Annotated in this window: 14 protein-coding genes; 9 read left to right on the forward strand and 5 right to left on the reverse strand. The window is 72.0% G+C overall.

Annotated elements, in window-relative coordinates; translation table 11 throughout:
• Positions 1-175 precede the first annotated feature (175 nt).
• On the reverse strand, positions 176-829 hold the full coding sequence (locus ACZ64A_RS18195; protein WP_469811347.1) for a PadR family transcriptional regulator: 654 nt from the start codon (positions 827-829) through the stop codon (positions 176-178).
• Between the two features lie 184 nt (positions 830-1,013).
• Complete coding sequence (locus ACZ64A_RS18200; RefSeq protein ID WP_469811348.1) at positions 1,014-5,018, reverse strand: hypothetical protein; 4,005 nt, start codon at positions 5,016-5,018, stop codon at positions 1,014-1,016.
• Between the two features lie 190 nt (positions 5,019-5,208).
• Here ACZ64A_RS18200 and ACZ64A_RS18205 point away from each other — a divergent pair, with 190 nt between their 5' ends.
• Entirely contained in the window at positions 5,209-6,024 is an 816-nt protein-coding gene (locus tag ACZ64A_RS18205) for a PhzF family phenazine biosynthesis protein (RefSeq protein WP_469811349.1), read from the forward strand.
• 15 nt (positions 6,025-6,039) lie between these two features.
• Here the strand turns inward: ACZ64A_RS18205 and ACZ64A_RS18210 are convergent, their stop codons facing one another.
• Positions 6,040-6,840 (reverse strand): CPBP family intramembrane glutamic endopeptidase, encoded by an 801-nt coding sequence (locus ACZ64A_RS18210; protein WP_469811388.1) that lies wholly within the window; start codon positions 6,838-6,840, stop codon positions 6,040-6,042.
• 290 nt (positions 6,841-7,130) lie between these two features.
• Positions 7,131-8,648, reverse strand: coding sequence for a glutamate-cysteine ligase family protein (locus ACZ64A_RS18215; RefSeq protein WP_469811350.1), 1,518 nt, complete (start codon positions 8,646-8,648; stop codon positions 7,131-7,133).
• A gap of 581 nt (positions 8,649-9,229) precedes the next feature.
• Between ACZ64A_RS18215 and ACZ64A_RS18220 the strand changes: the two genes are divergently transcribed.
• The 8 genes from ACZ64A_RS18220 (at position 9,230) to ACZ64A_RS18255 (ending at position 16,809) form a co-directional block, all read left to right on the forward strand.
• Positions 9,230-9,814, forward strand: a complete 585-nt coding sequence (locus ACZ64A_RS18220) for a hypothetical protein (RefSeq protein WP_469811351.1) — start codon at positions 9,230-9,232, stop codon at positions 9,812-9,814.
• 360 nt (positions 9,815-10,174) lie between these two features.
• Positions 10,175-10,381 (forward strand): DUF5999 family protein, encoded by a 207-nt coding sequence (locus tag ACZ64A_RS18225; protein WP_469811389.1) that lies wholly within the window; start codon positions 10,175-10,177, stop codon positions 10,379-10,381.
• Positions 10,382-10,963: 582 nt separating this feature from the next.
• Complete coding sequence (locus tag ACZ64A_RS18230) at positions 10,964-12,919, forward strand: APC family permease (RefSeq protein ID WP_469811352.1); 1,956 nt, start codon at positions 10,964-10,966, stop codon at positions 12,917-12,919.
• A gap of 55 nt (positions 12,920-12,974) precedes the next feature.
• Complete coding sequence (locus tag ACZ64A_RS18235; protein ID WP_469811353.1) at positions 12,975-13,370, forward strand: TOBE domain-containing protein; 396 nt, start codon at positions 12,975-12,977, stop codon at positions 13,368-13,370.
• Between the two features lie 185 nt (positions 13,371-13,555).
• Positions 13,556-14,386: a molybdate ABC transporter substrate-binding protein gene (modA, locus tag ACZ64A_RS18240; RefSeq protein WP_469811354.1), complete on the forward strand. Its 831-nt coding sequence runs from the start codon at positions 13,556-13,558 to the stop codon at positions 14,384-14,386.
• Positions 14,383-15,228 (forward strand): molybdate ABC transporter permease subunit, encoded by an 846-nt coding sequence (modB, locus tag ACZ64A_RS18245; RefSeq protein WP_469811355.1) that lies wholly within the window; start codon positions 14,383-14,385, stop codon positions 15,226-15,228. The genes modA and modB overlap by 4 nt, the downstream gene beginning before the upstream one ends.
• A gap of 47 nt (positions 15,229-15,275) precedes the next feature.
• The gene (locus ACZ64A_RS18250) at positions 15,276-16,361 is read left to right on the forward strand and encodes an ABC transporter ATP-binding protein (RefSeq protein ID WP_469811356.1); all 1,086 of its coding nucleotides are present in this window, start codon (positions 15,276-15,278) and stop codon (positions 16,359-16,361) included.
• 28 nt (positions 16,362-16,389) lie between these two features.
• Positions 16,390-16,809, forward strand: coding sequence for a TOBE domain-containing protein (locus ACZ64A_RS18255; RefSeq protein ID WP_469811357.1), 420 nt, complete (start codon positions 16,390-16,392; stop codon positions 16,807-16,809).
• An 81-nt stretch (positions 16,810-16,890) separates the two neighbouring features.
• Here ACZ64A_RS18255 and gcvP read toward each other — a convergent pair whose 3' ends face one another.
• Positions 16,891-19,776, reverse strand: a complete 2,886-nt coding sequence (gcvP, locus tag ACZ64A_RS18260; RefSeq protein ID WP_469811358.1) for an aminomethyl-transferring glycine dehydrogenase — start codon at positions 19,774-19,776, stop codon at positions 16,891-16,893.
• Positions 19,777-19,871: the final 95 nt, after the last annotated feature.

Raw genomic sequence — 19,871 nt, forward strand, 5'->3', positions numbered from 1 at the left:
CGCGGCGCGAACCATTTCCGCGTCCCACGAGAAGTGCACCGAGCCGGCTCCAATCTCCTCCTCGGGGAGGAGATCAGGCCGCTTTCGCCCTGAGAGGCGCGCCCCGCGCGTCACCGCGCAGGGCGCGCCTCTCCGCCGTATCACTCACTCCCCGTATCACTCACCGCCGTATCGCTCAGTCCTCGTCGGCGAGGATCAGATACAGCTTCTTGCGGGCGTCGTTCAGGACGGACAGCGCCTTGTCGCGCTGCTCCTTCGTGCCGGTCTTCCAGACCTGGCCGAAGGCCTCCATCAGGCCGAAGCCCGCCTGGCGGATCTCGCCCAGCGCCTCGAAGTCGATCCCGCGGGAGGCCTCCTCCCAGGGGGCGTCCGCGCCCGACTCGGCCGCCGCCCGGCCCTCCTCGGTGAGCGAGAAGAGCTTCTTGCCGCCCTCGGACTCACTGCTGATCAGCCCCTCGTCCTCCAGCAGCTGGAGGGTGGGGTACACCGAGCCGGGGCTCGGCTTCCAGGCGCCGCCGCTGCGTTCGGCGATCTCCTGGATCATCTCGTAGCCGTGCATCGGCCGGTCCTTCAGCAGGGCCAGGATCGAGGCCCGTACGTCACCGCGCCGTGCCCTTCCGCGCGGTCCGCCGCGCCCTCGCCCGCCCCAGGGGCCGTGTCCGCCGAAGCCGGGACCGCCGGGGCCGAAGCCGGGGCCACCCGGCCCGAAGGGACCGAAGGCCGCACGCCGGCCGTCGCCGCCGAAGCCCCCGAAACCGCCGAAGCCGCGCTCCGGGCCACGCCCGGGGCCGCCGTGCCGATGTCCGTGCTCGAAACCGTGGGTACGCATCGCGATCACTCTCCATTCCATCATCATTCGATCGTTTGATCGTCGACCCTTCGCGATGCTTCAACGATATATCGGAAGAGGGCCTACGACAAGACCTCGTACGCCAAGACCCTTCAGCGGGAAACGCGGAAGGGCCGGACCGCCTGCAGGCGGTCCGGCCCCCGGACGAGCGGCGATCGGGCGGTCAGCCGCCGAACCAGCCGTTCAGGTCGGCGATGACCTGCACGCCGCCCGTGTGGTTGACGAAGGTGATCCTGCCGTCGACGACCGGGACGACCACCAGGTTGGAGATCGTCTTCCCGGCCGTGTAGTTGAGGTTCGACACCCCGGGCAGCGGACGGCCGTGCGGGTGGACGGTCAGGAAGCTGCCCGCGGTCGGCGCTGCGGCCGTCACGTTCAGGACGACGGCCGTGACGCCCTCGCCGGGAACGCCCGCGACACCGCCGACCTGCAGGCTCACCACACCACCGGGGCCGACCGCCCCCGCGCGTGCGCCGAGACCGCTGCGGGTGTCGAGCAGCCGTACCGGATCGGCGGCGGTGAAGTCGGCGCCCGTGGCGGAGTAGTAACCCGTGACGTCGGCGAGCAGATCGACCGCGCCCGCGCTGTTGCGCAGCACCACCGAGCCGTTCACCACCGGTACGACCACCAGGTTCGGGAGGGTCTCCCCGGCCGTGTAGTTGATGTTCGACGCGGTCGGGACGGCCTGGCCGTCCGGGTAGACGGTGACGAAGCCGTTCGAGGCCGGCGTGACGGCCGTGACGTTCATGACCACGGCGGTCACCCCCGTCGAGGGCACCCCGTGCGCCCCGGCGACCCTCAGCTTCACCGTGCCGCCCGCACCGACGCGAGCCTTGGGCGCGCCGGTGCCGGACCGGGTGTCCAGGAAGCGCGTCGGGTCGATGGGCGTCAGCTGGGAACCCGTCCCCTGCGCGGCCGTGTAGTAGCCGGCCACGTCGGCGACGACGTCGACCGTGCCCGCGCTGTTGCGCAGGTCCACCGAGCCGTTGCTCACGGCCACGGTCACCAGGTTGGAAAGGGCCTTCCCCGCCGTGTAGTTGAGGCTGGAAGCCGACGGCACGGGGCGGCCGTCGGGGTAAACGGTGAGGAAGCCGTTGGCGGTCGGGGCGACGGCCGTGACGTTCATGACGACCGCGGTCACCCCGCCGGCGGGGATACCGCCCGCGCCCGCGACCTTCAGCTTCACCGTGCCGCCCGCACCGACCCGGGCCTTGGGGGCCCCGGTGCCGGACCGGGTGTCCAGGAACCGCTTCGGCGTGATCGGGACGAACCGGCCGGGCGTCGTGGCCGCGGTCTCCGTCACGGTGTAGGCGTCCGGCAGGTAGCCGGGAGAGCGGGTGCCGCTGGTGTAACCAGGGCTGTCGGCCACCAGGTCGTAGTGGCCCGGCGGCAGGTCACGCGTGCCGAGCAGCACGGTCAGCGAGGTGCCGCCCGGCCCGACGGAGACCGGCGGGTTCATCCGGTACCCGCTCCCGGTCTCGCTGTTGCGCAGTTCGATCTCGGTGCCGAGCGTCAGGCCCGAGCCGTACAGCACGACCGGGTGCGCGGTTCCGGTGGGTCCGCTCGTGCTGCTCAGCCGGGACACGTCGGCCCGGGGTGCGGAGCCCTCGCAGCCCGTCCTGCACACGCCCTGCATCGTGTACTCGTAGGGCGCCGCGGCGTTCCCGGCGCTCAGGACGAGTACATACCGACCGGTGGGCGCGTAGTTGTCGGTCAGGCAGTGGAACCGGAACTCCCCGTAGCTGCCGGAGCACTGGTACGAGTCGTCCGGGGCCCCGGCGAACGCGGTCGGCGCCAGCAGGCTCATCGACGGCATGTCCGTGCCGAGCGAGCTGTCCGCGCCGTACACGTCGAAGGACAGGTTCGGCTTCATGTCGAGCACGGCGCAGTAGGCCGTGGCTGACTCGCTCAGCACCCCGCTGCGCGGCGCGAAGCCCGCCGGGGAGAGGGTGTTCGCCGTGCACTGCGGTGCCCAGCCGGCCGCGGTGCCGATCCGCCAGGTGTCCAGGTAGGCGGTGATCGGGGTGGTGTCGTATCCGTTCGCCAGGGCGAAGACGAGGTAGGACGTGGAACCGCTGACCCGGCAGGTGCCGGCGGTGCCCGGTGTGCGGCACAGGACCGTCCCCGAGCCGTCGACGACGCCGAGGGAGGCTCCCGTGCGGTAGGCCGCGTCCGGGGTGCGCACGGACAGCCACAGCTTGTCCGTGGCCGCCGCCGACACCCGCAGGCAGGTGCTGTCGAGATCGCCGCGGAAGGTGTACGCGGTGGACGGCCCGCCGACGACCGTCGACTTCGGCGCCGCGCAGCGGGCGGTGGCGGAGATGTCCCGACGGACCAGCTTGTAGGTGTCGGTGGTGTAGCCGTTGTTGGTCAGCAGGACGGTGTACGCGGCGCCGTCGGTGAAGCGGCAGGTCGCCGTGGAAGAGGCGACGGTGGCGCACACCTGGTTGCCGGCGCTGTCGTGGACGCGCAGCGCGGCGTTGACCCGGTTGCTGTCGTTCGTGTAGTCGAGCAGTTCGGCGGTGGAGTGCGCGCCGGCCGCCAGGGAGAGGCACGCGGTCTGCCGGGGTTCGAGAGTGGCCTGGGCGCCGAAGTGGTCGCCGTAGGCGGACTGTGCCCACGCCGTGCAGCCCGTCGCCTGGCCGGTGCGCTGGACGGCCAGCCGGTACGTGCCGGCCGCCGGCGCGGACAGCACCGCGTGGAACGGCGCGGCGCCGGTCAGCTTGCAGACCGTCGGCGCGCCCTCGTTGGCGCACTGCGCGGCGCCCTCGGCGTCGAAGACCCGCACGACCGGGTGGACGTCGGCGGCGGTGCCTTGGTCGACGAGGTAGACACCCCGGCCGGTGCCGGTGGGGAGCCCCAGGCACAGCGTCTGTCCGGCTCCGGTGAAGGTGCCGGTAGCCGGGCCGGACGCGAAGCCGTCGTCGCGTACCGTCGCACAGCCCTGGGCCTGGGAGGTCGGGTAGAACCAGACCCCGTACGCGTCGGTCCCGGTGCTGCTGCGGCCGTCCCGGGCCCAGGTGTAGTCGCCGGCCGTCAGCGGGCACGGCGTGGTGGGCTCCGGGGCGCAGACCGGTGTGCCGTCCACGCGGTGCAGCCGGCCGGCGGCGCCGGTCTCCGTGTCACCGTCGGCCCTGAGCGCGCCGAACAGGTAGGGCCCGGGGGTGCTCACCCGCAGGATGCGGCAGCGGGTGGCCGAGCCGGTGTCCGGGACCGTGCCGTACGCCTGCGGCTGAACGGCCTGGCAGCCCGCCGGGTGGGAGAGCCGGGCCAGGACGACCGTGTTGCTGTCGTCGGCGGCACCGGACCGGTCGTTCACCAGGACGCGGAACGGTGCCTCGCCCTTCAGCGCGCAGTCGAGGTCCGTGGTGGCGCCGGTGCGGGTGTCGCAGACCTGCGTGCCGGCGCCGTCGTACACCGTGGCGTGTGCGGTCCAGTGGGCCACGTGCAGGCGCAGCGTCTCGCCGGCCGCCGTCGGCAGGCCGTAGCACTCTCCCGCGGAACCCGCGGCAAGGCCGCCCGCCAGCACGGCCGGCGTGCCGAGCGCCGTGTCGGCCTCCGTCACCGCGGTGCAGGAGGCGTCCGACAACAGTGCCTTGTACGCCACCGAGAAACCGCCGCCGCTGCTCCAGGAGCTGGTGACGCGCAGCGTATGGACGCCGGCCTGCTTCGTCGGGCAGCGCCGTATCCCGTAGGAGTCGTCGGGCTGGTCGCAGGCGACGGCACTGCCGTCGGGCGCGGTCAGCGCGACGTCCGTGGGATAGCCCTGCGCGTCGACGACCTGGACGGCCACCAGATCGCCGGCGCGGGTCAGGTCGAGCGTGTAGCTGGCGCCGCCCGCGGGGAAGGCGGAGCAGGTGTGGACGATGCCGGGCGCGATGGCCCCGGAACAGGCGTCCGAAGAGCCGCCCTCGGCGATGTCTGCGCGGATCTGCCGGGCGGCGAGGAGATGCGAGTCGGTGGCCGGGGCCGGCTTGGGTGCCGACTGGGATGTCCGGGCCGGCTCCGATGCCGACTTGGACGCCCGGGCCGGCTCCGGTGTCGGTGCGGCGGCCGCCGAGGCGGTGCCGACCGGTCCGAGAACCGTGGCGACGACGACGGCGATCAACGCGAAGACCGCGCCGGTGCGCGGTCCTCTCCCCTGTTTCCGCATGTGCTCGAAGGTCAAGTGGTCCCCCCCTTGGGACAGCTGAGTCGAAAAGCAGTCGGAGTCTACGATGATCCGATCAGGTGTTCGCGTCGGATTCCCGGCGTCCGCCGGGCCGTCGACGAGATGACTGCTGCGCGGGACGCCGACCGGTCCAGCGGCGTGCGATTGGCCTTGGTCGGCGCCTTCCGGGGGCCGTTACCGTCGGGCCATGCGCATTCGAATCGTCGACGCCTTCACCGACCGCCCCTTCGCCGGCAACCCGGCCGGTGTGCTCCTGCTCGACTCCTTCCCGCCCGACGCATGGCTGCAGAACGTGGCGCTGGAGGTCAACCACGCCGAGACCGCGTTCGCCCACCGTCTGCCCGAGGGCGGCGACGCCGACTGGGCGCTGCGCTGGTTCACCCCGGCCACCGAGGTCGCGATGTGCGGCCACGCGACCCTCGCCACCGCCCACGTCCTGCACACCACCGGCGCCCACGAGGGCCCGGTACGGTTCGCCACCCGCAGCGGCGTGCTCATCGCCACGCCCCGGGAGGACGGCTCGATCACCCTGGACTTCCCCACCGCCCCGCTCACCCCCGTCGAGGTCCCGGCCGGGGTCGCCGAGGCCCTCGGCGCCGAGCCACGCGTCGCCTTCGACACCGGCCCGAACATCGGCGACCTGCTGCTGGAACTCGCCGACGAGAAGACCGTGCTCGGCCTCACCCCCGACCACAGGACGCTCGCCGCCTTCTCGGAGCGGGGCATCATCGCCACCGCCCGCGCCGAGGACCCGTCCCGCGGCTACGACTTCGTCTCGCGCTGCTTCTTCCCCAACGTCGGCATCGACGAGGACCCGGTCACGGGCAGCGCCCACACCGCGCTGGCACCGTTCTGGGCCGAGCGCCTCGGCCGCGCGGAACTCACCGGGCTGCAGGCGTCGCCGCGCTCCGGCCGCGTGCGTACCGAGGTGCGCGGTGAGCGCACGCTGCTGAGCGGCCGGGCGGTCACGGTGATCGAGGGGGACCTGCTCACCCGGCCGTGACGGGGTGCCGGCGGTTCACACCGTCGGCAGCCAGCCCACCTTGCCGGCCAGCAGCGCGTAGCCCACGAACGCGCCGATGTCGAGCAGCGAGTGCGCCACCACCAGAGGGCCGACCCGGCCCCAACGGCGGTACAGCCAGACGAAGACGACGCCCATCACCATGTTCCCGATGAAGCCGCCGATGCCCTGGTAGAGGTGGTAGGAGCCGCGCAGCACGGAGCTGGCGACCAGCGCCGTGCCGGGCGTCCAGCCCAACTGCCGCAGCCGGCGCAGCAGATAGCCGACGACGATGACCTCTTCCAGGATCGCGTTCTGCATCGCCGACAGGATCAGTACGGGGTACTTCCACCACACGTCGGGCAGCGCCTCGGGCACCACGGTGAGGTTGAAGCCGAGGCCCCGGGCGGCCAGGTAGAAGGCGATACCGGTGCTGCCGATCACGGCGGCGATCGCGGCGCCCCTGCCCAGGTCGGGCCAGGGACGGGTGCGGTCGAAGCCGAGGGTGCGCAGGCTCCCGCCCTCCCTCAGCAGCAGGTGGGCGACGAGCGCCACCGGCACCAGCGCGGTGGCGATGCCGAACAGCTGCCAGGCGAGGTCCAGCCAGGGCCGGCCCGGCGCGGCGGAGGCGTTGAGCGTGGCCGCCTGCTCCTTGAGGCCGCCCGGTTTGGTCACCGAGCCGACAAAGCTGATCAGCGCGGACACTCCGCTCGCGCCGAGCGAGAGCCCCAGGACGAGCAGGGTCTCGTCACGGAAGATCCGTCGCGAGAGCCGCTGTTCGGGAAAAGTCTCGGTCACCTGGTCCGCCTCCGCCTGCACACCGTGGGAGCTCACAGCATGCCCGATCACAGCGGGACGGAGCCCGTCGGCCCCGGCGGGGGCGCGTCCAGGGACGGAGACCGCCGGCCCCCGGCGGGGCGCCCCCGGGGGCCGAGTCCGTCGGCGCGCGCCGGCGAGGGCGACGGAGGACGGAGTCCGGCGGCCCCGCACGAAGGGCGTCCGGAGGCGGGCCGGTCAGCCCCGACACAAAACGCGTCCGGAGGCGGAGTTGCCCCCGAGGCGCGTCCAAGGGCGCGACCCCCTCAGCCCCCGCCGAGCCGCCGTTCAGCTCAGCCCAGCGGCACCGGTTCCGGCAGGCCCACCGGCCAGCTGTGGACCGGGTCGCCCTTGCGCATCAGCTCGCAGTAGCGCCGGGTCGTCGCCGCCAGGGCCGCCTCGCGGGACAGTCCCTTCTCCAGCGCGCGGTGGAAGGTGGCCGCCTGCCAGGTCGCCCCGTTCGCGCGCCGCCGGCACCGCTCGTCGATCACCCCGAGGTACAGGTCGCGGTCGGCCGGCTCGATGCCCCACGCGTCCAGACCCGCCTCCGCGAGCGGCAGCAGCTCGTCCCGGACGAGGCTGACCGCGTCGACGGTCGCCGTGCCGCCGAGCCGGCCGCGGCGCGGCCACTCCAGGCGGGCGTCGATGCCGTAGCGGCAGGCGGCGTCGAAGTTGGCTGCGGCCGCCTCGAACGGCAGCCGGGTCCACACCGGCCGCGCGTCCTCGGCGAGGGCGCGGACGACGCCGTAGTAGAAGGCCGCGTTCGCGACCACGTCGGTGACGGTCGGCCCGGCCGGCAGCACGCGGTTCTCCACCCGCAGGTGCGGGACGCCGTCGGCGACGTCGTAGACGGGCCGGTTCCAGCGGTAGACCGTGCCGTTGTGCAGGACCAGCTCGGCGAGCTTGGGCGTGCCGCCGGCGTCGACGACCGCCAGCGGGTCCTCCTCGTCGCAGATCGGCAGCAGCGCCGGGAAGTAGCGCAGGTTCTCCTCGAACAGGTCGTACGCCGAGGTGATCCACCGCTCGCCGAACCAGGTGCGCGGCCGCACGCCCTGGGCCTTCAGCTCGGGCGGCCGGGTGTCGGTGGACTGCTGGAACAGCGGCGGCCGCGACTCGCGCCACAGCTCACGGCCGAAGAGGAACGGCGAGTTGGCACCGAGGGCCACCTGTACGGCGGCGACGGCCTGCGCGGCGTTCCACACGTCGGCGAAGCGGCCCGGGGTCACCTGGAGGTGCAGTTGCACGGATGTGCAGGCCGCCTCCGGAGTGATCGACCGGGAGGTGCAGCGCAGATGTTCCACGCCTTCGATGTCGAGGGTGAAATCCTCACCACGGGCGGCGACGATCTGGTCGTTGAGCAGGGTGTAACGGTCCACGTCGGAAAGGTTGGACGAGACCAGATCGTCCCGGTCCAGCGTCGGCAGAATGCCGATCATCGCGATTCCGGCGTCGACCTCGGAAGCCTTGCGGTCCGCGTAGGCCAGCGCGATCCGAAGTTCCTCGGCGAGCCGGTCGAATACCCGGTCGCCGAGGCGGTGGGGGGCTATGTTCACTTCCAGGTTGAACATGGCGAGCTCTGTTTGGAAGTCACGGCTCGCGATCCGCTCCAGTACTTCCGCGTTGAGCATTTTCGGCAGGCCGTCGGCCCCCACCAGATTCAGCTCGATCTCCAGCCCCATCAGGTTCTTCGGACGGTCGAACCGCTGCTGGGCCAGAAGCCGCTCCAGCCCCGTCAGGCACTGTTGCAGCTTGTCGCGATAGCGCTGGCGATCGGACAGGTCGAACGAGCCTGCCACGACCTTCTCGCCCATCGAAGCGTCCCTTCCTCAGGTGGGGCGGGGCCCGGTTCCATCGGGCCTCCGGTGTCCGGTGCACGGGGGATGATGCCCAGCCGAAGCGATCCATAACGCATGCGCGCACGAGCGTCAGCGGCTAGGCTTGCCGGGTTGTCCGGCGGGTTGTCCAGTGGCACATTCGCAGGGCATGCGGCACCTGGCATTTTCCCCGGGAATGGATCTCGTAAAAAACGCCGACGACAATTGGCCGACCCCTGGACCTGCACTTCCCGAGGTCACCGCCGTTCAGCCCTCGCGGAATCGGGATGATTCCCGCGAATCGCCGACCGAATAGTCTCTTGTCGAGTGCTCCGGAAGCGGCTAGACGAAACACAGGCTGAACACGTGTCGTATAAACTCGCGGGACAGGGCAGCAGGTTGGCGCCCGCGGTCGAAGGCTTGTCGTCGGGGTGACGGACGACGGGCCACAGCGCACCTCTTTTCCACTCCGGCCCCGGACCCTGCCTTGCCGACCCCTGATCCCGAGAGCTGACAGCGTCGTCCGCCCACGCCCCGCCCTCACGCCACCGTGCCTGCCGAATGAGAGGCGACCCACCATGCCGCTGCATGTACCCCCGGCTCCCGCGCCCGCACTTCGCTCCGTCCTCACGGCACTCGGTTCCCCGACCGCGGTCCGTCAAGCACCCACTCCCTCCCTCCGTAAGGCCGAGGGGCCCGCGACGCCCGATCTGCCTCTGCCCGTGCATGTGCTGGAAGCCATCACCCCGGAGGGGGTGCGGGCCACGCGGCTGGTCGGCTGGCGTTTCCTGATCCGCAGCGGGGAGCGCGCGGTGGCGGCGGCCGAGACCCGGCTGACACCCGACGGCTGGGCCTTCTCGCACTTCTTCGAGGGGCCCTATGTCGCGTCCACCGAGCGGGCGCTGCGCCAGGCCGAGTCGGTGGCGCAGCCCTACCAGGCGCGCCTGCTGTCCGTGCCCGGGCTGTACATGCTCACTCTGTGGCTGCACGGGGACTGTGCGGCGGACGGGGCGACGGGGCATCCGCAGGCCAGTGATCTGCTGGTGCCGCTGGCGCCGGCGCCGCCGGGGATCGCCGCCCATCGCCCGCACCGGGTCTCCGAACTGCTGCCGGTCCTCACCCTGCGGGCCACCCCGAGCCCGCTGCTGGGCCAGCCGGTCTGACCCGCGCGGCACCGGGCTTCGCCCGGCCTTCGGCACACCGGGCCCCGCTCCCCCACCGGAAGCGGGGCCCTCGCATGCGGCAATCCGTTGCCCATTCGCTCGTACGAGCAGTTCATCGCTCGGACGAGTCTCGAATGGCCGCCCCACCCGACCGGACTAGTCACCCACGGCCATCACAAACCACCCGAACGTGCAGGTCAGTTGGGCTGAACCAGCCGCCCGGGTGATGCGTACTCATTCTGTGTAGGAGCGGTGCTGCGAAATCCCTGCGGATTGACGCCCGTGGGGCAACACTGGATTCCGACCGACTTTCCAACGGGGGCGGACATGACCACAACAGAGCGAGAGATCCCACCCACCATGTGCCAGCACCAGCCGCCGTGCCCTTCAGCCGACTCAGCCGACCGGGAATCCGCCCGTCTCCTGGCGCACCACCCGGAGCAGGGCTGGAGCCTGCTGTGCAACGGCGTACTCCTCTTCGAGGACACCGGCGAACTCCTGCCCAACGGCAAGATCATCGCGCCGCACCGCCCGCTGGACACCGGCCGGGTGATGACCGCAGCCTGATCCACCCACCTCGGGGCCGGCCGCAGTCACCACTGCGCACCGGCCCCCCTCTTGTGTCCGGCGGCGCCGACTGCCATCCGGCCACGTCAGAACCCCGTAAGAGAAGCTCCCCGGGGGCTTGTCGGCACCCCTGCGGCCCGCTTGCATGAGCGGCGGGCACAGCGCCCGGCACCTCGGCCGACCGACATCGCAGGTCCGGCCCGGCCGCGGCGCTCGCGGGTACTCCGGCCTCCCCGCCGACGCGCGTTCCGTGCCCGAGGGGCGCCGCGGACCCGTCCCGGCGCCCCTCCCCGCACCGCGCGGACACCTCCCGGCCCTTGTCCCCGCAGTCCGCAGGACCCCCAGTCCCCCTCCGGGCCGGCCACCGCCCTCCCCGCCCGGCGCAACCGTCCACCCCGTCCGGCGCAATCGCCGTCCGCCGCCTCGATCCCCTCCACCCCCACCCGCACCTCCAGTCTTAACGCAAGATTGACGCTCCCCGGCCCTTGATCCGAAGGCCCGGACGTCACGCTCCGCATACGCTGGTGCCGCCGACCGCGTGATGGCCGAATCCTCACGCCGAGCCGCTTCAGGAGCACCTCCATGGCCACCACCGAGCACGCCCCGCCCAGTCGTCTGCGCACGTGGATGCTGGAGGGGCTGTCCGACATGGGCAAGGGCGGCGGGCACACCGGACCGCACGCCGCGCCGGAGCCCCCGCACAAGGGACAGCGCTGGTGGCGTGTGATGTGCCTGACCGGTGTCGACTACTTCTCCACCCTCGGTTACCAGCCGGGCATCGCCGCGCTCGCGGCCGGCCTGCTCTCGCCGGTGGCGACCCTCGTGCTGGTCATCGTCACCCTCGCCGGCGCCCTGCCCGTCTACCGCCGCGTGGCGGAGGAGAGCCCGCACGGCGAGGGGTCGATCGCGATGCTGGAGCGGCTGCTGTCGTTCTGGCAGGGCAAACTGTTCGTGCTCACCCTGCTCGGCTTCGCCGCCACCGACTTCCTGATCACCATCACCCTGTCGGCCGCCGACGCCTCCACCCACCTCGTGGAGAACCCGCACCTGACCAGCGCCCTGCACGACAAGCAGATGCTGATCACACTGCTGCTGGTGGCGCTGCTCGGCGCGGTGTTCCTCAAGGGCTTCCTTGAGGCGATCGGCGTCGCCGTGGCCCTGGTCGGCACGTATCTCCTGCTCAACGTGGTCGTCGTGATCGTCGGCTTCGCCCACGTGGTCACCGCCGGACACCTGGTCACGGACTGGACCAGCGCACTGACCGCCGAGCACGGAAACGTTTTTGCGATGGTCGGCGTGGCCCTGCTCGTCTTCCCCAAGCTGGCGCTCGGCCTCTCCGGCTTCGAGACCGGCGTCGCGGTGATGCCCCACGTCCAGGGCGACGCGGGCGACACGGAGGACAAACCGGCGGGCCGTATCCGGGGCACCAAGAAGCTGCTGACCACGGCCGCCCTGATCATGAGCTGCTTCCTGATCGCGACCAGCTTCATCACCACGCTGCTCATCCCGGAGCGGGAGTTCAAGCCGGGCGGGGCAGCCAACGGCCGCGCGCTGGCCTACCTCGCGCACCACTACCTCGGCGGCGCCTTCGGCACGGTCTACGACGTCTCCACCATCGCCATCCTGTGGTTCGCCGGAGCCTCCGCGATGGCCGGGCTGCTCAACCTGATGCCGCGCTACCTCCCGCGCTACGGCATGGCCCCGCACTGGGCCCGCGCGGTCCGTCCGATGGTCCTCGTCTTCACCCTGGTCGCCTTCCTGGTCACCTGGATCTTCGACGCCAACGTCGACAAGCAGGGCAGCGCCTACGCCACCGGCGTGCTCGTGCTGATCAGCTCCGCCGCGATCGCCGTGACCATCGCCGCCCGCAAGGCCGGCCAGCGCGGCTGGACCATCGGCTTCGCGGTGATCTCGGCGGTCTTCCTCTACACCACGGTCGTCAACGTCATCGAACGCCCGGACGGCGTGAAGATCGGTGCCTGCTTCATCGCCGGCATCATCCTGATCTCCCTGCTGTCGCGTCTGCTGCGCGCCTTCGAGCTGCGGGTGACCAGCGTGACGCTCGATCCGATGGCGGAGCGGTTCATACGGGACATGGCGAGCCGGAAGATGCGCTTCATCGCCAACGAGCCCGACCGGCGCGACAGGGCGGAGTACCGCGACAAGATCGAGCAGATCCGCGAGGACAACGACATGCCGGAGCAGGACGACTTCGTCTTCGCCGAGGTGACCGTCACCGACCCCTCCGAGTTCGAGGGCGGCCTCACCGTGCGCGGCGAGATCCTGCACGGCCGCTACCGCGTCCTCACCCTGCAGTCCCCGTCCGTGCCCAACGCCCTCGCGGCGCTGCTGCTGCACGTCCGTGACAGCACCGGCTGCACTCCGCACATCTACTTCGAGTGGACCGAGGGCAACCCCTTCCGCAACTTCCTGCGCTTCTTCCTCTTCGGCTCCGGCGAGGTCGCCCCGGTGACCCGCGAGGTGCTGCGCGAGGCCGAACCGGACCGCGAGCGGCGCCCCCGCGTCCACACGGGCTGACACACCGCCCGCCCCGGATCGAGCGCGTGCCTCAGGCGCCCTTATCGTGACCGGCATGCAGTCCTACACAATCGGCCAGGCAGCACGGCTCCTCGGCGTCAGCCCCGACACCGCGCGCCGCTGGGCGGACGCCGGCCGCGTGACCACCCACCGCGACGACAGCGGACGGCGGCTGATCGACGGACGGGATCTGGCGGCGTTCTCCGTGGAACTCGCCAAGGCGGGCACCGACGAGGAGGAGACGCCGTACACCTCCGCCCGCAACGCCTTCCCCGGCATCGTCACCGCCATCAAGCTCGGCGACGTGGCCGCCCAGGTGGAGATCCAGGCCGGGCCGCACCGGCTGGTCTCCCTGCTCACCCGGGAGGCCGTCGAGGAACTGGGCCTGGAGGTCGGCATGGAGGCCACCGCCCGCGTGAAGTCGACGAACGTCCACATCGACCGCGCCTGAGTCCGCGCCGCCGACGCATGCCACACCGGCACCGTACGAACGCACATGCCACCCCTGACCTCCACGGTCATAGCTCATGCGATGTGACAGCAGACTTCCCCCTCGCAGATGCGTCAGTATGATCGGCAGCTGGGAGGGGTCCGCTGGGCTGCCTCCGTCATGAGCACCAAGGGAGTCAACCCGTGATGACCCGTTCCGCCCACCGGACCCTGTGGATCGCCGGTGCGTCGGCCGCCGCGCTGCTGGCGCTGAGCGCCTGCTCGTCGTCCTCCGACACGGCCGGTTCGGCCGGCTCCTCCGGCGCGCCGGCCACGTCGAGCACCTCGTCGTCGCCGAAGCTGACCGGCACGGTCACCGTCTTCGCGGCCGCCTCCCTCAAGGAGAGCTTCACCGCCCTCGGCCAGCAGTTCGAGAAGGACCACCCGGGCACGCAGGTGAGCTTCAACTTCGGCGGCAGCGACTCCCTCGCCGCGAGCATCACCGGCGGCGCCCCCGCCGATGTGTTCGCCGCCGCCAGCCCGAAGACGATGAAGATAGTCTCGGACGCCAGGGACACCGCTGGGGCGCCGAGCACGTTCGTGCGCAACCAGCTGGAGATCGCCACCCTGCCGGGCAACCCCGACAAGGTCGCCTCCCTGAAGGACCTCACCAAGCCCGGCCTGAAGGTCGTGCTGTGCGACAAGAAGGTGCCGTGCGGCGCCGCCGCCCAGAAGGCCCTCACGGCGAGCGATCTGACGCTCACCCCGGTCTCCTACGAGCAGGACGTCAAGAGCGCCCTGACGAAGGTCGAGCTGAAGGAGGCCGACGCCGCCGTCGTGTACAAGACGGACGTGAAGGCGGCCGGTGACAAGGTGCAGGGCGTGGAGTTCCCCGAGTCGGCCAAGGCCGTCAACGACTACCCGATCGCCCTGCTGAAGGACGCGCCCAACGCCCAGGCCGCCCAGGCCTTCATCGACCTGGTGAAGTCCGCCGAGGGCCAGAAGGTGCTGACCGAGGCCGGGTTCCTCAAGCCGTGACCCCTCTGGGCAGGACCGGCGCCGCGGACACCCTGCAGGGCGGTCCGCGGCGCCGCCGTGCCCGCACGGGCGTCCCCCTCCCCCTGCTGCTGCCCGCGTTGCTCGGCCTGGCCTTCCTGGTTCTGCCCCTGGTCGCCCTGCTGATCCGGGCCCCCTGGAGCACCCTGCCCGACCAGCTGACCAGCACCGAGGTGTGGCAGGCGCTCCAGCTGTCCCTGATCTGCGCCACCGCAGCGACCGCGCTGAGCCTCGTCGTCGGCGTACCCCTGGCCTGGCTGCTGGCCCGTACGGAGTTCCCCGGACGCGGTCTCGTGCGCGCCCTGGTGACCCTGCCGCTCGTCCTGCCGCCGGTGGTCGGCGGCGTCGCCCTGCTGCTCGCCCTCGGCCGCAACGGCGTGATCGGGCAGTGGCTGGACTCCTGGTTCGGCGTCACCCTGCCGTTCACCACGACCGGCGTCGTCCTCGCCGAGACCTTCGTGGCGATGCCGTTCCTGGTCATCAGCGTCGAGGGCACCCTGCGCGCCGCCGACCGCCGCTACGAGGAGGCCGCGCAGACCCTCGGCGCCTCCCGGTTCACCGCCTTCCGCCGGGTCACCCTGCCGCTGATCGCGCCCGGCGTCGCGGCGGGCGCGGTGCTCGCCTGGGCGCGGGCGCTCGGCGAGTTCGGCGCCACGATCACCTTCGCCGGCAACTTCCCCGGCCGGACCCAGACCATGCCCCTCGCGGTCTACCTCGCGCTGCAGAACGACCCGGCGGCGGCCATCGCCCTCAGCCTGGTGCTGCTCGCGGTGTCCGTGGCCGTGCTGGCGGGTCTGCGGGACCGCTGGATGAGCGCCTCATGACCGCCCCCGGGAAGGCGCCCGGGAACCGACACCGGGAAGAGCGCTCCGTGACCGACACCGAGAACCCTGCGACCGCCACCCCCGTGCGGGGCGCCGAGGGCCTGGACGCCCGTCTCGTCGTCGACCGCGGCTCCTTCCGGCTCGACGTCACTCTGACCGCCGCGCCCGGCGACGTCGTCGCCCTGCTCGGTCCGAACGGCGCCGGAAAGACCACCGCCCTGCGCGCCCTGGCGGGCCTCACTCCGCTGACCGAAGGCCGGCTGTGCCTCGACGGCGCCGGTCTGGACCGCACCCCGCCCGAGTCCCGCCCGGTGGGCGTCGTCTTCCAGGACTACCTGCTCTTCCCGCATCTGACGGCTCTGGATAACGTCGCGTTCGGGCCGCGCTGCCGGGGCGCGAGCAAGGCCGAGGCCCGCGCCGAGGCGGCCGCATGGCTGGAGCGCATGGGTCTCGCCGAGCACGCCGGCGCCAAACCGCGCCGTCTGTCCGGCGGCCAGGCCCAGCGCGTCGCGCTCGCCCGCGCGCTCGCCACCCGGCCCCGGCTGCTGCTGCTCGACGAGCCGCTCGCCGCCCTGGACGCCCGGACCCGCCTGGAGGTCCGCGCCCAGCTGCGCCGCCATCTCGCCGAGTTCGAGGCCGTCGCCGTCCTGGTCACGCACGACCCGCTGGACGCCATGGTCCTCGCCGACCGCCTGGTGGTGATCGAGCACGGCCGGGTCGTCCAGGAGGGCACCCCCGCCGACATCGCCCGCCGCCCGCGCACCGACTACATCGCGCAGCTGGTCGGCCTGAACCTCTACCGCGGCCGGGCCGACGGCCACACCGTCACCCTGGAGGCGGGCCCCGAGATCACCACCACCGAGCACCTCACCGGCGATGCCTTCGTCGCGTTCCCGCCGAGCGCCGTCACCCTGCACCGCGAGCGCCCCACCGGCTCCAGCGCCCGCAACTTGTGGCGCTGCGAGGTGGCCGGCCTGGAGACCCACGGCGACCAGATCCGGGCGGGTCTCACCGGTGAGCTGCCGCTGGCCGCCGATCTCACCACGGTCGCCGCGGCCGAGCTGGACCTGCACCCGGGTGCGCCGGTCTGGGCGACGGTCAAGGCGACGCAGACCCATGCATACCCGGCCTGACCGGACATCGGCGCTACGGTGGGGCGCCATGACCCTGAGCATCCGCAACCAGCTCTCCGGCACCGTCACCGCCGTCCGGTCCGGCGAGGCCATGGCCACCGTCCGGATCCAGCTGAAGGGCGGCCGGGAACTCACCGCCGCCGTCACCCTCGACGCCGCCGAGGACCTCGGCCTCGCCCCGGGCTCCGCCGTCCACGCCCTGGTCAAGTCCACGGAGGTCTCTCTCGCCACAGGCCCCGTCGAGGGCCTGTCGATCCGCAACCAGCTGCCCGGCACGGTCACGGCCGTCACCAGCGGCGGCGCGATGGCCACGGTCAGGATCGCCGTCGAGGGCACCGAACTGACCGCCGCCATCACCAACGACGCCGCCACCGACCTCGCGCTGTCTCCGGGCTCCTCGGTCGTCGCCCTGATCAAGGCCACCGAGGTGGCCCTGGCGACCGCCTGAAACGGCCACCGCCTGACGGCCACCGCCTGAAACGGAACGAGGGCCCCCGAATCCGGGGGCCCTCACTCACCTCAGGGTGTCTCAGTCCTCGTACGCGTCCAGCGGCGGGCACGAGCAGACCAGGTTGCGGTCACCGAAGGCCTGGTCGATACGGCGCACCGGCGGCCAGTACTTGTCCGCGGCCGACACGCCCGCCGGGAAGACGGCCTCGTCGCGGCTGTAGGCGTGCTCCCACTCCCCACCGAGCGCGCCGGCGGTGTGCGGAGCGTTGCGCAGCGGGTTGTCCTCCGCGGGCCACTCGCCGGAGCCGACCTTCTCGATCTCCGCACGGATGGCGATCATCGCGTCGCAGAACCGGTCCAGCTCGGCCAGGTCCTCGGACTCGGTCGGCTCGATCATCAGCGTGCCGGCCACCGGGAAGGACATCGTCGGCGCGTGGAAGCCGTAGTCGATGAGCCGCTTGGCGACGTCGTCCACGCTCACGCCGGTCGCCTTGGTCAGCGGTCGCAGGTCGATGATGCACTCGTGCGCGACCAGGCCGCCGGGGCCGGTGTAGAGCACCGGGTAGTGCGGCTCCAGGCGCTTGGCGATGTAGTTCGCGGACAGCACGGCCACCTGGGTGGCCTGCTTGAGGCCCTCACCGCCCATGAGGCGGACGTAGGCCCAGGAGATGGGCAGGATGCCCGCGGAGCCCCAGGGCGCGGCCGAGACCGGGCCGACGCCCGTCTCCGGGCCGGCGGTGGGCTGCAGCGGGTGGTTCGGCAGGTACGGCGCGAGGTGCTCGCGGACCGCGACCGGGCCGACGCCGGGACCGCCGCCGCCGTGCGGGATGCAGAACGTCTTGTGCAGGTTCAGGTGGGAGACGTCACCGCCGAAGTGACCCGGCTTGGCGAGGCCGACCAGCGCGTTCAGGTTGGCGCCGTCGACGTACACCTGGCCGCCGGCCTCGTGCACCTGGGCGCAGATGTCGGCGACGTGCTCCTCGAACACACCGTGCGTCGACGGGTAGGTGATCATCAGGACCGCGAGCTGGTCACGGTACTGCTCGATCTTCGCCCGCAGGTCCTCGACGTCGATCTCGCCGTCCTCGGCGGTCTTGACGACGACGACCTTCATCCCGGCCATCACGGCGCTGGCGGCGTTGGTGCCGTGCGCGGAGGACGGGATCAGGCAGACGGTGCGCTGCTCGTCGCCGTTGGCGCGGTGGTAGCCGCGCACGGCCAGCAGACCGGCCAGCTCGCCCTGCGAACCGGCGTTCGGCTGCAGCGAGACCTTGTCGTAGCCGGTGACCTCGGCGAGACGGTCCTCCAGCTCGTGGATCAGGGTGAGGTAGCCCTCGGCCTGCCCGGCGGGCGCGAAGGGGTGCAGCTGGCCGAACTCGGGCCAGGTGACCGGCTCCATCTCCGTGGTCGCGTTGAGCTTCATCGTGCAGGAGCCCAGCGGGATCATGCCGCGGTCGAGCGCGTAGTCGCGGTCGGACAGCTTGCGCAGGTAGCGCAGCATCGCGGTCTCGGAGCGGTGCTGGTGGAAGACCGGGTGGGTCAGGTAGGCGTCCGAGCGCAGCAGGTCCTGCGGCAGCGCCTCACCGGCGGCGGCGTCCAGCGCCTCGATGTCGCCCGCGACGCCGAAGGCGCCGAACACGGCGGCCAGCTGGTCGCGGGTCGTGGTCTCGTCGCAGGCGAGGGAGACGTGGTCGGCGTCGACCGGGTACAGGTTGACCCCGCCCTCCCGCGCGGCGGCGACGACGTCGGCGGCCCGGCCGGGCACCCGCGCGGTGACGGTGTCGAAGTAGGCGCCGTGGACGATCTCCACGCCGCCGGCCTTCAGCCCCTCGGCGAGGATCGTGGCGTACCGGTGCGTGCGCCGCGCGATGCCCTTGAGGCCGTCCGGACCGTGGTAGACGGCGTACATGCCGGCCATCACCGCGAGCAGGACCTGCGCGGTACAGATGTTGCTGGTGGCCTTCTCCCGGCGGATGTGCTGCTCACGCGTCTGCAGCGCCAGCCGGTACGCCTTGTTCCCGTCCGCGTCCACGGACACGCCCACGAGCCGCCCGGGCAGGCTGCGGGCGAACTTCTCGCGTACGGCCATGTAGCCGGCGTGCGGACCACCGAAGCCCATCGGCACGCCGAAGCGCTGCGTGGTGCCGACCGCGATGTCCGCGCCCAGCTCGCCCGGCGACTTCAGCAGCGTCAGCGCCAGCAGGTCGGCGGCGACGGTGACCAGCGCGCCCAGCTCGTGCGCCTGGTCGATGACAGGCTTGAGGTCGCGTACGGCACCGGAGGCGCCCGGGTACTGGAGCAGCACGCCGTTGATCTCGCGGGCGGCGAGGTCGGCCGGGATGCCGTCGGCGAGGTCGGCGACGACGACCTCGACGCCGGTCGGCTCGGCGCGGGTCTGGATGACGGCGATGGTCTGCGGCAGCGCGTCCGCGTCGACCAGGAAGAGGCCCTTCTTGTTCTTGCCCATGCGCAGGGACAGCGCCATCGCCTCGGCGGCGGCCGTGCCCTCGTCGAGCAGGGAGGCGCCGGAGGTGGGCAGACCGGTCAGGTCGGCGACCGTGGTCTGGAAGTTCAGCAGCGCCTCGAGCCGGCCCTGGGAGATCTCCGGCTGGTAGGGCGTGTACGCCGTGTACCAGGCCGGGTTCTCCATGACGTTGCGCAGGATGACCGGCGGGGTGAACGTGCCGTAGTAGCCGAGGCCGATCATCGAGCCGAGCACCTGGTTGCGGTCGGCCAGGGAGCGCAGCTCGGCGAGCACCTCGGCCTCGCTGCGGGCGCCCGGCAGGTCCAGGGCGTCGGCGTTCTTGATCACATCCGGCACCGCGGCGGCGGTGAGCTCGTCCAGCGAGCCGTACCCGACCTGGGCGAGCATCTTGGCCCGTGCCTCGTGGTCGGGACCGATGTGACGCTGCTCGAAGGGAATCCCCTTCTCGAGCTCGGAGAGCGGAATGCGATGGGCGGTCATTGCGGAGGCCTCCTGGTCTGACGCGACCTTCGAGGGGCACCACGGCACGGGTACCCGAACGGCCTCCCCCTCTGTCATCTCGACCTGAGAGCTTC

Source organism: Streptomyces sp. NPDC104814, assembly GCF_055583185.1.

Coding starts and splice junctions, on each gene's coding strand:
- ACZ64A_RS18195 (WP_469811347.1), bottom strand. CDS start 829: ATGCGTACCCACGGTTTCGAGCACGGACATCGGCACGGCGGCCCCGGG.
- ACZ64A_RS18205 (WP_469811349.1), top strand. CDS start 5,209: ATGCGCATTCGAATCGTCGACGCCTTCACCGACCGCCCCTTCGCCGGC.
- ACZ64A_RS18215 (WP_469811350.1), bottom strand. CDS start 8,648: ATGGGCGAGAAGGTCGTGGCAGGCTCGTTCGACCTGTCCGATCGCCAG.
- ACZ64A_RS18220 (WP_469811351.1), top strand. CDS start 9,230: ATGCCGCTGCATGTACCCCCGGCTCCCGCGCCCGCACTTCGCTCCGTC.
- ACZ64A_RS18225 (WP_469811389.1), top strand. CDS start 10,175: ATGTGCCAGCACCAGCCGCCGTGCCCTTCAGCCGACTCAGCCGACCGG.
- ACZ64A_RS18230 (WP_469811352.1), top strand. CDS start 10,964: ATGGCCACCACCGAGCACGCCCCGCCCAGTCGTCTGCGCACGTGGATG.
- ACZ64A_RS18235 (WP_469811353.1), top strand. CDS start 12,975: ATGCAGTCCTACACAATCGGCCAGGCAGCACGGCTCCTCGGCGTCAGC.
- modA (WP_469811354.1), top strand. CDS start 13,556: ATGACCCGTTCCGCCCACCGGACCCTGTGGATCGCCGGTGCGTCGGCC.
- ACZ64A_RS18255 (WP_469811357.1), top strand. CDS start 16,390: ATGACCCTGAGCATCCGCAACCAGCTCTCCGGCACCGTCACCGCCGTC.
- gcvP (WP_469811358.1), bottom strand. CDS start 19,776: ATGACCGCCCATCGCATTCCGCTCTCCGAGCTCGAGAAGGGGATTCCC.